This is a genomic window from Streptomyces sp. NPDC005303 (assembly GCF_040607335.1).
GTDB lineage: Bacteria > Actinomycetota > Actinomycetes > Streptomycetales > Streptomycetaceae > Streptomyces.
This window is the reverse complement of the sequence record NZ_JBEXGM010000030.1, coordinates 1-14,151: the sequence shown is the minus strand read 5'-3', so window position 1 is coordinate 14,151 and position 14,151 is coordinate 1. Positions and strand designations below refer to the sequence as shown.

The following is a 14,151-nucleotide window of genomic DNA, read 5'->3' as shown; positions in this document are numbered from 1 at the left end:
GCGCGGTCTAGGAGGTACAGGAGGTCTAGGCGTTCACTTCTTGGCCGGCGTGATGTTGCCGACGGTGATGCCCTTGGGGTTCAGGTGCGAGATGTGGCCGCTCTCGGTGCCGGCGGAGGGGTCGATCACACAGTCGATGAGTGCCGGGCCGCCGGCGGCGAGGGCCTCGGTGAGGGCGGCGGTGACCTCGGCGGGTGTGGTGGCCCGGTAGCCCTTGCCGCCGAACGCCTCGATGAGCAGGTCGTGGCGGGCCGCCGACATGAGGGTCGTGGGCGAGGGCGCGTCGTCGTACGGGTTGGTGTCGTCGCCGCGGTAGACACCGCCGTTGTTCATGATCACGGTGACGACGGGCAGCTTGTAGCGGCAGATCGTCTCGATCTCGATGCCGCTGAACCCGAAGGCGCTGTCGCCCTCGATGGCCACGACCGGGGCGCCGCTCTCGACGGCGGCGGCGATGGCGTAGCCCATGCCGATGCCCATGACGCCCCAGGTGCCGCTGTCGAGGCGGTGGCGCGGCACGTGCATGTCGATGACGTTGCGCGCGATGTCCAGGGCGTTGGCGCCCTCGTTGACGATGTACGTCTCCGGGTGCGCGTGCACGACGTCCCGTACGGCCTTCAGGGCGCCCATGAACTGCATGGGGTGCGGGTCGGCCTCCAGCCGCTCGGCCATCTTGGCGACGTTCTGCGCCGAGCGCGCCCCGAGTTCCTCGCGCCAGGCCGAAGGGGCCGTGATCTGGCCGGGCTTGGTGCGTTCGGCGAGCGCGTCGAGCACCGACTCGATGTCTCCGACGAGCGGCGCGGAGATGGGCTGGTTGCTGTCCATCTCCTTGGGGTCGATGTCGATCTGGATGAACTTGGCGTCGGGGTTCCAGCCCGTCTGGCCGTGTCCCAGGAGCCAGTTGAGGCGGGCGCCGATCAGCATCACGACGTCGGCCTTCTTCAGCGCGAGCGAGCGTGCGGTGGCGGCCGACTGGGGGTGGTCGTCGGGCAGCAGGCCCTTCGCCATCGACATCGGTACGTAGGGGATGCCGGTCGACTCGATGAACTGCCGTACCTTGGCGTCCGCCTGGGCGTAGGCGGCTCCCTTGCCCAGCACCACCAGAGGGCGTTCGGCGGACGCCAGGAGCTCGATCGCCCGGTCCACGGCCTCCGGCGCCGGGAGCTGGCGCGGGGCGGGGTCGACCAGGCGGCTCAGCGTCCGGTCGCCCTCCGCCTTGGGCATGATGGCGCCGAGCACCGCGGCGGGGATGTCGAGATAGACACCGCCGGGGCGCCCGGAGATCGCGGTGCGCAGGGCTCGGGCGATGCCGCGGCCGATGTCCTCCACCCGGCTGACCCGGTAGGCGGCCTTAACGAACGGCTGCGCGGCGGCCAGTTGGTCCATCTCCTCGTAGTCGCCCTGCCTGAGGTCGACGAGGTGGCGCTCGCTGGAGCCGGAGATCTGGACCATGGGGAAGCAGTTGGTGGTCGCGTTCGCCAGCGCGACCAGGCCGTTGAGGAAGCCCGGGGCCGAGACCGTGAGGGCCACGCCGGGCTTCTTGTTGAGGTAGCCGGCGATGGCGGCCGCGTGTCCGGCGTTGCTCTCGTGGCGGAAGCCGATGTAGCGGATGCCCTGCGCCTGGGCGAGCCGGGCCAGATCGGTGATCGGGATGCCGACCACCCCGTAGATGGTGTCGACGTCGTTCATTTTGAGCGCGTCGACGACCAGGTGGTACCCGTCGGTGAGCTCGGTCGGAACGTCGGCTGCTGCCGCGGTCTCCAGGGTCGAGGGAGCGGTCATGGTCCGAGGTCCTCCTTGGGCAGGTCCTGCCGGAGCGGCTACTTCTCTCACCATCCGCAGCGCGCTCGTCCGCGTCCAAGACCCATCGGCGACCAGCCGATAAACGGTGTCTATCGAGGGCTGGTCAGCGGCCCGGCAACTCCCTTGATAGACAGCTGCTATCGGCCGTTCGCCAGCGGGTATTGGACGTCCACCGGGCGCCGTCGCACGCTCGCAGAGGATGTTTCATCGGGCCTGTGCGAGGGGGTGGGGTCATGGCCGTTCCGGCCGCGGCATCCGTGCGTGACGCGAACCGCTACCGGCCTCCGCAGGTCACAGGTCTGGTCGACCTCCTCGACCGGCAGGTGCGTGAACGCCCGTACGCCCGCGCCCTGGTGGTGACCGGCGAGCGGGTGCAGCTGTCGTACCGGGCGCTGGCTTCCCTCGCCGACCAGGTGGCCGCCCGGCTCGGTGGGGCGGGTCTGCGGCGCGGTGACGCGGTCGGTCTGATCTGTGCCAACACGGCGGAGTTCGTGGTCGGGTTGCTCGGCGCGGCGCGGGCCGGGCTGGTCACGGCTCCGCTGGATCCCGCACTCCCGGCGTCACAACTCTCCGCGCGGCTCGCGGCGTTGGGAGCTCGGGCGGTACTTCTCGATGCGTCGGCGTCCGGTGGTGGCGTCGCGCATGCGGTACCCGCGTGGTCGGTGCGGGTGGACGTCGCGGCGGCGGGGACGGCTGCGGTGTCACTCGAACCCGACGTCTGCGAACCGCACCAACTACGGGGTGCCGCAGGGGGGTTGTCGGAGCTGGACGCTCTCGTCCTGTTCACCGCCGGCACCACGGACCGGGCGAAGATGGTCCCGCTGACCCACGCCAATGTGGCCGCCTCCCTTCGCAACATCTGCGTCACCTACGAGTTGGGCCCCGAGGACGCGACGGTCGCGGTGATGCCGTTCTTCCACGGCCACGGGCTGTTCGCGGCACTGCTGTCCTCCCTGGCGAGCGGGGGCTGCGTACTGCTGCCCGAGCGGGGGCGGTTCTCGGCGGGCACGTTCTGGGACGACATGCGGGCCGTGAACGCCACGTGGTTCACGGCGGTGCCGGCCATCCACGAGATCCTTCTGGACCGCTCGGAGCGGGAGTATCCGGGCCCGCAGGCACCGCCGCTGAAGTTCGTCCGCAGTTGCAGCGCGCCCCTCAACACGGCGACCCAGCGGGCGCTCGAGCGCACGTTCGGCGCCCCGCTGCTGTCCGCGTACGGGATGACAGAGTCCTCGCACCAGGCGACCAGTGAACCGCTGCCGCAACGGGGAGCCCTCCGGCAGGGGTCGGTCGGCCGGCCCACCGGGGTCCAGGTGAGGGTCGTGGACCGCGACGGACGTGCCTGTCCGGTGGGCGTGGAGGGCGAGGTGTGGGTGCAGGGGCCCACCGTCGCCCGGGGCTACCTGGCCGACGGGGACGCGTCGGCGCGGACCTTCGTCGACGGGTGGCTGCGCACCGGTGATCTGGGCGCGCTGGACGAGGACGGATACCTGTCGCTGACCGGTCGGATCAAGAACCTCATCAACCGGGGCGGGGAGAAGATCTCGCCCGAACACGTCGAGGACGTCCTCGCCGGGTGCCCGGGGGTCGCGGACGCAGCCGTGTTCGCGGTGCCCGACGTGGTGTACGGGCAGCGGGTCGGTGCCGCGGTGGTGCTGCGTGAGCCTGACGGCCTCGGGCGAGAGGAGATCCTGCGGTACTGCCGCGACCACTTGGCCCCCTTCGAGATACCGGACCGGCTCGAACTGGTCACCGCGCTGCCGTACACCGCGAAGGGGGGCCTGGACCGGAAGGCGGTACAGGCACGGTACGCACCCTGACCGGGGGCGGGGGCGAGGTGTCTGGGGCGCGGGCGAGGTGTCTGGGGCGCGGGCGAGGTGTCTGGGGCGGGGCCGGGTGGCGGGCGCGGAGGTGGACCGACGGCCGGGCGGCCGCCACGATGCCCTGGACCACCACAGGCGCGCGGTACGCACCTCGACGGGGGCGGGAGGCGCGGTAACGGGGGCGGGGCCGCCAAGTGGCGGGCGCCGAGGAAGTCCGACGACAGCCCGGCCGCCACGATGGCCTGGACCACCAGGAGCGGCAGGATCGAGAAGGGGCCCTCGCACGCCGCCGCGACGAGACCTGCCCGCAGGCTCGGGGCTCTGGGTGCTCGGGCGAACGGTGCCCGGCCAGGAAGTCGCTCCACGGCAAGCCGGACCGGGAGACGGTACGGGACCGGAACGGACCGGGCACGGGAGCTCCCGGCAGACTTCGCGCAGCGCGGCGGTCGTAGGACGGGGGCGGGGCCACGAAGGAGCCGTCCATCGACAGGCCGGACACCATCTTGGGACACACCGCCAGGAGCGGCCGGACCAGAAGGGGGTACGGGTTCGGCACGCGCCCCTGCGTGCGAGGGGCCCGGCCAGAATGCCAAGCCCAGCGCCACGTCCTCACCGCAGCCGTCCGCAGGTTCAGCGCACGCCCTGTCCCGCCGGGAGGGGGCGGGCGAAGAAGTCGTCCAGGGACAGGCCCGTCGCCGCGTTGACGAAAGCGCGGGCGGCGACCGAGCCGGGGGTCGCCGCGTGGATGGCCACCGAGACCTGGGCGCCGGCCTCGGGGTCGACCAGGGGCAAGGCCCGGGTCCGGCCGACCACCGGCATGGCGCGCAGCCAGGTGTGCGGCACGATGCTCGCCCAGCCGCCGCCGCCCACGTGTGCGTAGAGGGAGGCGATGGAGTCCGTCTCGACCTGCGGAGTCACCATGTACCCCTTCTCCGCGAACACGGTGTCGACGATCTGCCGGATCCGCATGTCCGGTGTCAGCAGCGCGAGCGGCAACTGGGCCGCTTCCGCCCAGGACACGGTGGCGGACTGGGCCACCAGGTGTTCGTCGGAGACCAGCAGCATGTACCTCTCCTGGTAGAGGGGCACGATCTGGAGGCCCTCCTGGTCGTCCGGGTCGAAGTGCGCGATTGCCACGTCGAGTTCGTAGTCGCGGAGTTGGCGGTGGAGTTCCTTGGTCGACAGTCTTGAGCGGACCTGGACCTTGGCCAGCGGGTGTGCCGCGCAGAAGGCGGCCACGGGGAGGGCGAGGGTCGTGGACGCGGTGGGGTCGGTGCCGAGGCGGAGGGTGCCGGTGATGCCGGACTGCACGGCGGCCACCTCGGCCTTGAAGGCGTCCTGTTCGGCGAGGATCCGCTTGGCCCATACGACGAGCCGCTCGCCCTCGGGGGTGAGGCCCTGGTAGTTGTGGCCGCGGTTGATCAGCGTGACGTTCAGCTCACGCTCCAGCTTGGCGATCGCCGCCGAGAGCGCGGGCTGGGAGACGTAGCAGGATTCCGCCGCCCGGGCGAAGTGCCGTTCCCTCGCCACCGCCACGAAGTATTCGAGCTGCCGGAACAGCATGAGCGACTCCTCCCTGCCCGCGGGATCACTGACTCCATACTGTATGCAGTGTGGAGCGATGTACAGGGAGGAGACCGCACAGGTCAGCGCAGATGCTTCACCGCGGCCACCACCAGCGGGTCCAGCCCCTCCACTCCGGCGTCGACGAACTCGTAGAGGCGCGTGCGCATGCGGGGGTCCCAGAACTTCCCGATGTGGCCCGCGATCGCCTCGGCCGCCTCCTCCCCCGGCAGGTGTCCGAGGTTCCTGGCGATGTCGTTGGCCATCCTGCACTCGGCCGGCACGGTCGCTGTCATCTCAGTCCACCACCGTCACGAGGTCGTTCCCGGTGGCCTCGGCCCCGCTCGACCGGTCCGGGCGGGCGAGCGCGACCTGTACGGCGGTCACCTTGTACTCGGGGCAGTTGGTCGCCCAGTCGGAGTTCTCCGTGGTCACCACGTTGGCCCCGGTCACGGGGTGGTGGAACGTGGTGTAGACGACCCCGGTCGGCATGCGGTCGGAGATCTCCGCACGCAGGGTGGTCTGTCCGACACGGCTGGCCAGGGTGACCATGTCGCCGTGGTTGATGCCGCGGACCTCGGCGTCGTGCGGGTGCAGCTCCAGGATGTCCTCGGGGTGCCAGGCGACGTTGCCGGTACGGCGGGTCTGGGCGCCGACGTTGTACTGGCTGAGGATGCGGCCCGTGGTGAGGACCAGCGGGAAGCGCCGGGTGCTGCGCTCGGTGGTCGGCACGTAGGAGGTGACGACGAACTTGCCCTTGCCGCGCACGAATTCGTCCACGTGCATGATGGGCGTGCCCTCGGGTGCCTCCTCGTTGCACGGCCACTGGACGCTGCCGAGCTTGTCGAGGAGGTCGAAGGAGACCCCGGTGAACGTCGGCGTGACCGAGGCGATCTCGTCCATGATCTGGCCGGGGTGGTCGTAGGACATCTCGTAGCCCATGGCGGTGGCGATCTCGCTGACGATCTGCCACTCGTGCTTGCCGGTCTTCGTTTTCATCACCGAGCGCACTCGGTTGATGCGGCGTTCGGCGTTGGTGAAGGTGCCGTCCTTCTCCAGGAAGGAGGCGCCGGGCAGGAAGACGTGGGCGAACTTGGCCGTCTCGTTGAGGAACAGGTCCTGGACGACGACCAGTTCCATGGCTTCGAGGGCGGCGGTGACGTGCTTGAGGTTGGGGTCGGACTGGGCGATGTCCTCGCCGTGCACGAACAGGCCGCGGAAGGTGCCGTCGATGGCCGCGTCGAACATGTTGGGGATGCGAAGTCCCGGTTCGGCGAGGAGGGTTCCGCCCCACAGGTTCTCGAAGACGGTCCGGACCGCGTCGTCGGAGACGTGCCGGTAACCGGGGAGTTCGTGCGGGAAGGAGCCCATGTCGCAGGAGCCCTGCACGTTGTTCTGGCCGCGCAGGGGGTTCACGCCGACGCCGTCGCGGCCGATGTTCCCGCACGCCATCGCGAGGTTGGCCATTCCCATGACCATGGTCGAGCCCTGGCTGTGCTCGGTGACGCCGAGGCCGTAGTAGATGGCTCCGTTGGGGGCCTCGGCGTACAGGCGTGCGGCGGCCCAGAGTTCGGCGGCCGGGACGCCGGTGATCTCCTCGACGGCCTCCGGGCTGTTCTCCGGGCGGGCGATGAACTCGGCCCACTCGTCGAAGCCCTCGCAGCGCTGGTCCACGAAGGACCGGTCCACCAGGCCCTCGGTGACGACCACGTGCGCCATGGCGTTGACGACGGCCACGTTGGTGCTGGGCCTCAGCTGAAGGTGGTGCTGGGCCTCGATGTGCGGGGAGCGTACGAGGTCGATGCGGCGCGGGTCCACGACGATCAACTTGGCGCCCTCGCGCAGCCGTCGCTTCATCCGGGAGGCGAACACCGGGTGCCCGTCGGTGGGATTGGCGCCGATCACCATGATGACGTCGGCCTCGGCGACCGAGCGGAAGTCCTGGGTGCCGGCGGACTCGCCGAAGGTCTGCTTGAGGCCGTACCCCGTCGGGGAGTGGCAGACGCGGGCGCAGGTGTCGACGTTGTTGTTGCCGAAGGCCGCGCGGACCATCTTCTGTACGACGTAGACCTCTTCGTTGGTGCACCGCGAGGAGGTGATGGCGCCGATCGCGCTGGAACCGTGCCGGTCCTGGATCTCGCGCATCCGCCGGGCCACCGTGCCGATCGCCTCGTCCCACTCGACCTCGCGCCAGGGGCCGGTGATCCGGTCGCGCACCATGGGCTTGAGCTGCCGGTCGGGGTGGGTGGCGTAGCCGAAGGCGAAGCGGCCCTTCACGCAGGAGTGGCCCTCGTTGGCGCCGCCGTCCTTGTAGGGGACCATACGGACGAGTTCGTCGCCGCGCAGTTCGGCCTTGAAGGAGCATCCGACCCCGCAATACGCGCACGTGGTCACAACGGACCTGGTGGGCATGCCGAGTTCGACGACCGAGCGTTCCTGGAGCGTGGAGGTCGGGCAGGCCTGGACGCAGGCTCCGCAGGAGACGCACTCGGAGTCCATGAAGGACTCCCCCGCGCCCGGCGAGACCTTCGAGTCGAAGCCCCGTCCCTCGATGGTGAGCGCGAAGGTGCCCTGGACCTCGCCGCAGGCGCGGACGCAGCGAGAGCAGGCGATGCACTTGGACGGGTCGAAGTCGAAGTAGGGGTTGGAGGTGTCCTTCTCGGCGTCTAGGTGGTTCTCGCCCTCGTAGCCGTAGCGGACCTGGCGCAGGCCCACCACCCCTGCCATGTCCTGGAGTTCGCAGTCCCCGTTGGCCGGGCAGGTCAGGCAGTCCAGGGGGTGGTCGGAGATGTAGAGCTCCATGACGCCCTGGCGGAGCTTCTCCACCTTCGGGGTCTGGGTGCTGACCTTCATGCCGTCGGCGCATGGGGTGGTGCAGGACGCGGGGGTGCCGCGTCGGCCGTCGATCTCCACCACGCACAGCCGGCAGGAGCCGAACGCCTCCAGGCTGTCGGTGGCGCAGAGTTTGGGTATGTCGACACCGGCCTGTGCGGCGGCGCGCATCACCGAGGTGCCCTCGGGGACGGTCACCGGCAGACCGTCCACCTCCACGGACACCGTCGCCGGTCCTGGCCTCTCGGGGGTTCCGAAGTCGGGTTCCTTGAGGAGTGTCATGCCGTGCCCTCCGTCTTCGGGCCAGTCGCCTGTACGGGTTGGATGTCCAGGAGTCGACGGCCACCGAGGAAGTCGTCGGGGAAGTGGGTGAGGGCGCTGCGCACGGGCAGCGGGGTCAGCCCGCCCATCGCGCACAGGGAGCCCTCGGTCATCAGGTCGCAGAGGTCTTCGAGCAGGGCCAGGTTCTCGTCCCGGTGGGTGCCGGCGACGATCTTGTCGATCACCTCGACGCCGCGTACCGCGCCGACCCGGCACGGTGTGCACTTGCCGCAGGACTCCTCGGCGCAGAACTCCATCGCGAAGCGGGCCTGGGCGGCCATGTCGACGCTGTCGTCGAACACGACCACGCCACCGTGGCCGACCATCGCCCCGGCGGCCGCGAACGCCTCGTAGTCCATGGGCAGGTCGAACATCGACTCCGGCAGGTAGGCCCCGAGCGGGCCGCCGACCTGCGCGGTGCGCACCGGGCGTCCCGAGTGGGTGCCGCCGCCGTACCCCTCGATGAGTTCGCGCAGGGTGATGCCGAACGCGGTCTCCACGATGCCACCCTGGGCGATGTTGCCGCCGAGCTGGAACACCTGGGTGCCGCGGGAGCGTTCGACGCCGAGTCGCTCGTACGCCTGCGCGCCCTCGGCCATGACGACGGGCACGGTGGCGAGGGTGAGGACGTTGTTCACCACGGTCGGCCTGCCGAACAGGCCCTCGATCGCCGGGATGGGCGGTTTCGCGCGGACCATGCCGCGCTTGCCCTCCAGGCTCTCCAGCATGGAGGTCTCCTCGCCGCAGATGTACGCGCCGGCGCCGACGCGGACATGCAGGTCGAAGTCGAGGGCGGAGCCGAGGATGTTGCTGCCGAGCCAGCCGTGCTCGCGCGCGATGCCGATCGCCCGGCGCATCGTGGCCACCGCGTCCGGGTACTCCGAGCGGATGTATATGTAGCCCTCGCTCGCGCCGACCGCGTGGGCGGCGATGGTCATGCCCTCGATGAGCATGAACGGGTCGCCCTCCATGACCATGCGGTCGGCGAAGGTCCCGCTGTCGCCCTCGTCCGCGTTGCAGCAGACGAACTTCAGCTCGTCGGCGCAGTCGAGCACGGTCTTCCACTTGATGCCGGCCGGGAATCCGGCGCCGCCGCGGCCGCGCAGTCCGGACGCGGTGACCTCGGCGACCACGTCCGCGGGGGCCAGTTCCAGCGCGGCGCGCAGTCCGGCGAGGCCGCCGTGGGCTTCGTAGTCCTCGGCGGACAGGGGGTCGGTCACGCCGACCCGGGCGAAGGTGACACGGTTCTGGCTCGCCAGCCAGGGCAGTTCGTCGACGATGCCGAGCCGCAGGGGGTGGTCCGCGCCGTCGAGCATCCCGGCGGCGAGGAGGCCGTCGATGTCCTCGGGGGCCACCGGGCCGTAGCCGACGCGCCCTTGGGGGGTCACCACCTCGACCAGGGGCTCCAGCCACAGCATGCCGCGCGATCCGTTGCGTACGACGTCGAGGGCGAAGTCGCCGCGGCTGGAGGCGTGTTGGAGGGCCTGCGCGACCTCGTCCGCGCCGACGGACCTGGCCGCGGAGTCGCGTGGAACGTAGACGGTGGCCGTGGAGTGCGCTGGGTTGCTCATGAGGTTGTTCATGAGGAGACCGTCCCGTTGAGGATCGAGCCCAGCCGGGCCGGGCCGACGCGACCGTAGAGCCGCCCGTTCGCCTCCACAGAAGGTCCGAGCGCGCAGTTGCCGAGGCAGAAGACCTGCTCGACGGTGACCGAGCCGTCCGCCGTCGTCTCCCCCAGGGTCAGCCCGGACTCGCTTGCGTAGCGGACCAGTTGGTCGGCGCCCAGCGCCTGGCAGGCCTCGGCGCGGCAGATGCGCACGGTGGTGCGGCCAGCGGGCTCGCGACGGAAGTCGTGGTAGAAGGTCACCACTCCGTGGACGTCCGCCCGGGAGAGGTTGAGCTCCTCGGCGAGCACCGGCACGGCCTCCTGCGGCACATGTCCCAACTCGGCCTGGACGGCGTGCAGTACGGGCAGCAGCGTCCCGCGCTCGCCCCGGTGACGGGCCACCACCCTCCGGACCACGCTCTCGACCGTCACGTCATTCCCGCTGGTCGTCATGATCGCTTCGCCTTCCGTCACGCGGAGTCCCCGGCGAGAGGTGCAGGAGACTCGGACAATACTCCATACAGACTTCTGTATACACAACCCTGCCGCACGGGGGCGGAGTCCTGCCATGCATGAAGGGCGGAGTCACGGAACCCCGACACCGCGGGCCCGGACCAGGGCCGAGTCGACGTCGACGCCCGCCATGTTGCATACCAAAACCTGTATGCTGACGCGGCCGTCGGCGACCCTCCGCACGGCCCCCACTCGGCAAAGCCGCCGCCCGTCGACACCGGCGGCAGAACGGGACAACCATGCGCGAGGCACTCACGGCCGCAGCGTCCCGGCGCGTCACCCGCCCGGCACCGCTGCGTCAGGCCGTGTACGACGCCCTGACCGAGCTGATCATCAACGGCTCCCTCAAGCCCGGCCAGCATCTGGTCGAGGCCGAGCTCGCCGAACACCTCGGCGTCAGCCGCCAGCCGGTCCGCGAGGCCCTCCAGCGGCTCCAGACCGCCGGCTGGGTGGATCTGCGGCCGGCCCAGGGGGCCTTCGTCCACTCCCCCACCGAGGAGGAGGCCGCTCAACTCCTCGGCGTCCGGGCGGTCCTGGAGACCTACTCGGCCCAGCTCGCCGCCAAGAACGCGAAGCCCGAGGACATCGCGCATCTCGACGAGCTCCAGCTCGAAGGCATCGCCGCCCTCGCCGACGGCGACGTCGAGCGGCTGGTCTCCGCCAACACCGCGCTGCACGACTTCATCACCGCTGTCGCCGACAACGCCGTGCTGGCCGAACTGATCGCCCAGGTGGGCCAGAAGGTCCGCTGGTACTACACGCCCATCGCCAAGCCCCGTGGCAAGGAGGCCTGGAACGAGCACACCCAGCTCATCAGGGCCATCGCCAAGGGCGACGCGGACCAGGCGGGCGAGGTCATGCGCAAGCACACCGAGCGTACGACCGACTTCTACCGCAAGCAGATCGCGGCCAGGGCGAACCAGGACTGACATCCGACCGGGCATGGTTCAGGACGCGGCGAGGGACCCGGCGGGCCGCCGGGAGCTCCCGGGATCGAGGGCCGGGTCCATGGCCGGGTCGAGGAGTGTTGGGCGGCGGGTCTCGGCGGCCCGCAGTTCGAGCAGCCACGGCAGGACCGTGCGCAGCACGACGTCGAGTCCGGCGCCGTCCGCGCCGAGCATCACCTCGGCGGGCACCAGTACGGGGTCGGCGAACACCGTGGATGTGGCGCTGCCCCGGGGTCCGGAGGTGCCGGGCCGTGCGGGGACGAACAGGTCCGGGGCGTGTGCCGGGACCGCCCAGAGCGTCAGCCCTTCGGGGGCGGCGAGGGGCCGGGAGGACCAGACGTAGAGGTCGGCCTCCCCCGCCGCGACCACCCGCTGTTTTCGGGCCCGCAGTGCCACCACCTCACCGGAACGGGTGGCAACCGAGCGCGGCACGAGGAACTCGGAGTCCGCCCTCGGCCCCTCCCCCACCCTCTCTTCCTCCGACTCCGCGAGGGCGAGGCTGGCGAGATGGCGTCCGGCGGCGATCTCGGCGCGCAGCCAGGGGCCGCCGTGCGCCTCGACGACGGCGACGGCCGCATAGTGGGACCGGAGCACGGCCGCGGTCGCCGGGCAGACGCGTGCGGTCCGCGCGACCACGTCGACGGCTTCCGGCAACCCCCGTCCCCCGCCGCCGAATTCGGTGGAGACGGAGAGTCCCAGGAGTCCGGCGCGACCGAGGGCCGTCACGGCGCCGCGAGGGAACCGGCCCCGGACGGCCGCCGCTTCGGCGACGGGTCCTGCAAGGCCGGTCAGGACTTCGGAGAGAGCGGTGCGGTACGACACGGGGCATCCCCCTCGGGCGTGGCTGCTGGTCCACTGTCGAACGATGATTGCATACAGTATTCTGCATGGAAAGGTACCCGCGCCAGGGGTCAAGCGGGGCAATTTCCGGAACTCGGCACTGTGTGAGACACGGAAATTGAGGGACGGCTCGACCCACCAGTCGGTTCACGGAGACGGGGCCCGTCTGTGGGAGCCGCAGCAGACCGGTCCGACCGCCCTGGCGGCCGGAGACGCCCGGGCCATCGTGGAGGCGAACGCCGCCCTCCACGGTCACATCACCCTGCTGTCCCGCAAAGCGGTCCTCGCCGAACTCATCCCCAGGTCGACCGACGGGTGTGCGCTGGTACCCCATGCCCATCGACAGACCTCGCGGCAAGGACGCGCAGATCGCCTGGAACGAGCACGCGAGGATCATCGAGGCAATCGGCGAGGGCTCACCCGACCGCGCGGAGGAGCTGATGGGTCGGCATACCCACAGCACCACCGACTTCCACTGCCGGCAGATCGGCGCGGTGGTCGGCCGGGGCGACCGACCCCGGCCGACCGCCGATCCCCGCCAACGGGTCGGGCTCGCTCAGGAGTTCGGCGTAATCTCCCGCAACAGCCCCGTCATGACGTCGAAGACGAAGCCGCGCACGTCGTCGGTGTGCGGCAGGAACGGCGAGGTGCGCACCCGCTGCATGGACTGCCGGACGTCCTGGTCGACGTCGAGGAACGCCTCCACCGCCCACGCGGGACGCTGACCGACCTCCAGCTCCAGTTCGTGCCGGAAGTCCTCGGTCAGGGTCTGCAGACCGCAGCCTGTGTGGTGGATGAGCGCCACACTACGGGTGCCGAGGGCACGCTGACTGATCGTCAGAGAGCGGATCGTGTCGTCGGTGACCACACCGCCCGCGTTGCGGATGGTGTGGCAGTCGCCGAGTTCCAGGCCGAGCGCGGCGTGCAGGTCGAGGCGGGCGTCCATGCACGCCACGACGGCGACGCGCAGAACGGGTCGGGCGCCCATGCCGGGGTCGGTGAATCGGGCGGCGTAGGCGCGGTTGGCTTCCACGAGCCGGTCGGTGACCGTCGCGGTTCGGGGTACGGAAGTCGACATGTGGGGCTACCTCACTCCGGTCGGGTCGGTCAGATGACGCCCTGCTCCTTGAGCTGCGGCAACTCGGCTCGGGACAGCCCGAGTTCCTGGACGTAGATCTCTTCGTTGTGTTGGCCGAGGAGGGGTGGGGTGGTGATGGTGGTGGGGGAGTCGGAGAGTTTGAGGGGGTTGCCGACGGTGGTGAAGGTGCCGCGGTGGGGATGCGGGACCTCAACGATCATGTCGTTGTCGGCGAGAGAGGCGTCTTCGATGATCTCTTTGGGGGACAGGATCGGCCCGCAGGGGATGTTGTGGGCGTTGAGCTGTTCCAGGACCCGCCACTTGGGCAGGGTCGCGGTCCATTCCTCGATCAGCTGGAACATCTTCGCCAGCTTCGGCAGCCGCGCCTCGGGAGTGGACCACTCCGCGTCCTCGGCGAGTTCGGGGCGGCCGATCAGCGCGGCCAGAGGGGTCCAGCCGGCGGGCTGGACGATGACGTACACGTAGTCGTTGGGCCCGCCGGGCGCACAGCGGACGGCCCAGCCGGGCTGGCCGCCGCCGGAGGCGTTCCCGGAGCGCGGCACCTCGTCACCGAAGTCGTTGTTGGGGTACTCGGCCAGCGGCCCGCGGGCCAGGCGCTGCTGGTCACGGAGCTTGACCCGGCACAGGTTGAGCACTGCGTGCTGCATCGCCACGTTCACCCGCTGCCCGCGCCCGCTCCTCTCCCGCTGGTAGAGCGCGGCCAGGATCGCGGCGACCGCATGGATCCCGGTGCCCGAATCACCGATCTGCGCTCCGGTCGCCAGCGGCGGCCCGTCCTCGAACCCGGTCGTGGCCATCGAACCG

The 14,151-nt window shown here is 70.5% G+C and carries 11 protein-coding genes; 2 read left to right on the top strand and 9 right to left on the bottom strand.

The genetic code is table 11. The features are described from left to right. Positions 1-33: 33 nt before the first annotated feature. Positions 34-1,782, bottom strand: coding sequence for an oxalyl-CoA decarboxylase (gene oxc, locus ABZT93_RS31445; protein WP_356111075.1), 1,749 nt, complete (start codon positions 1,780-1,782; stop codon positions 34-36). 254 nt (positions 1,783-2,036) lie between these two features. On the opposite strand from oxc, the gene ABZT93_RS31440 reads away from it, so the two are divergent. Further along, on the top strand, positions 2,037-3,623 hold the full coding sequence (locus tag ABZT93_RS31440) for a FadD7 family fatty acid--CoA ligase (RefSeq protein WP_356111073.1): 1,587 nt from the start codon (positions 2,037-2,039) through the stop codon (positions 3,621-3,623). A gap of 633 nt (positions 3,624-4,256) precedes the next feature. On the opposite strand, the gene ABZT93_RS31435 is transcribed toward ABZT93_RS31440, so the two are convergent. The 5 genes from ABZT93_RS31435 to ABZT93_RS31415 all read right to left on the bottom strand — a co-directional run bounded on the left by ABZT93_RS31435 (position 4,257) and on the right by ABZT93_RS31415 (position 10,422). Next, positions 4,257-5,189 (bottom strand): LysR family transcriptional regulator, encoded by a 933-nt coding sequence (locus tag ABZT93_RS31435; protein ID WP_356111071.1) that lies wholly within the window; start codon positions 5,187-5,189, stop codon positions 4,257-4,259. Positions 5,190-5,272: 83 nt separating this feature from the next. After that, on the bottom strand, positions 5,273-5,485 hold the full coding sequence (locus ABZT93_RS31430; RefSeq protein ID WP_356111069.1) for a formate dehydrogenase subunit delta: 213 nt from the start codon (positions 5,483-5,485) through the stop codon (positions 5,273-5,275). A gap of 1 nt (position 5,486) precedes the next feature. Then, positions 5,487-8,303, bottom strand: a complete 2,817-nt coding sequence (gene fdhF / locus ABZT93_RS31425; protein WP_356111067.1) for a formate dehydrogenase subunit alpha — start codon at positions 8,301-8,303, stop codon at positions 5,487-5,489. Continuing rightward, positions 8,300-9,913 (bottom strand): NADH-quinone oxidoreductase subunit NuoF, encoded by a 1,614-nt coding sequence (locus tag ABZT93_RS31420; protein WP_356111065.1) that lies wholly within the window; start codon positions 9,911-9,913, stop codon positions 8,300-8,302. Before ABZT93_RS31420 ends, fdhF begins: the two co-directional genes overlap by 4 nt. An 8-nt stretch (positions 9,914-9,921) precedes the next feature. Further along, positions 9,922-10,422, bottom strand: coding sequence for an NAD(P)H-dependent oxidoreductase subunit E (locus tag ABZT93_RS31415; RefSeq protein ID WP_356111064.1), 501 nt, complete (start codon positions 10,420-10,422; stop codon positions 9,922-9,924). Between the two features lie 278 nt (positions 10,423-10,700). Between ABZT93_RS31415 and ABZT93_RS31410 the strand changes: the two genes are divergently transcribed. Further along, entirely contained in the window at positions 10,701-11,390 is a 690-nt protein-coding gene (locus ABZT93_RS31410; protein WP_356111062.1) for a GntR family transcriptional regulator, read from the top strand. Between the two features lie 18 nt (positions 11,391-11,408). Here ABZT93_RS31410 and ABZT93_RS31405 read toward each other — a convergent pair whose 3' ends face one another. The 3 genes from ABZT93_RS31405 to ABZT93_RS31395 form a co-directional block, all read right to left on the bottom strand. After that, positions 11,409-12,230 carry an acyl-CoA dehydrogenase family protein gene (locus ABZT93_RS31405; protein ID WP_356111060.1) on the bottom strand — a complete coding sequence of 274 codons (822 nt, stop codon included), beginning with the start codon at positions 12,228-12,230 and terminating at the stop codon, positions 11,409-11,411. 574 nt (positions 12,231-12,804) lie between these two features. Continuing rightward, a complete protein-coding gene (locus ABZT93_RS31400) occupies positions 12,805-13,326 on the bottom strand; it encodes a carbonic anhydrase (RefSeq protein WP_356111057.1) in 522 nt (173 codons plus the stop codon). A gap of 29 nt (positions 13,327-13,355) precedes the next feature. Further along, positions 13,356-14,151 (bottom strand): CoA transferase (locus ABZT93_RS31395; protein WP_356111055.1); only part of this gene is annotated, 796 nt, incomplete at its 5' end.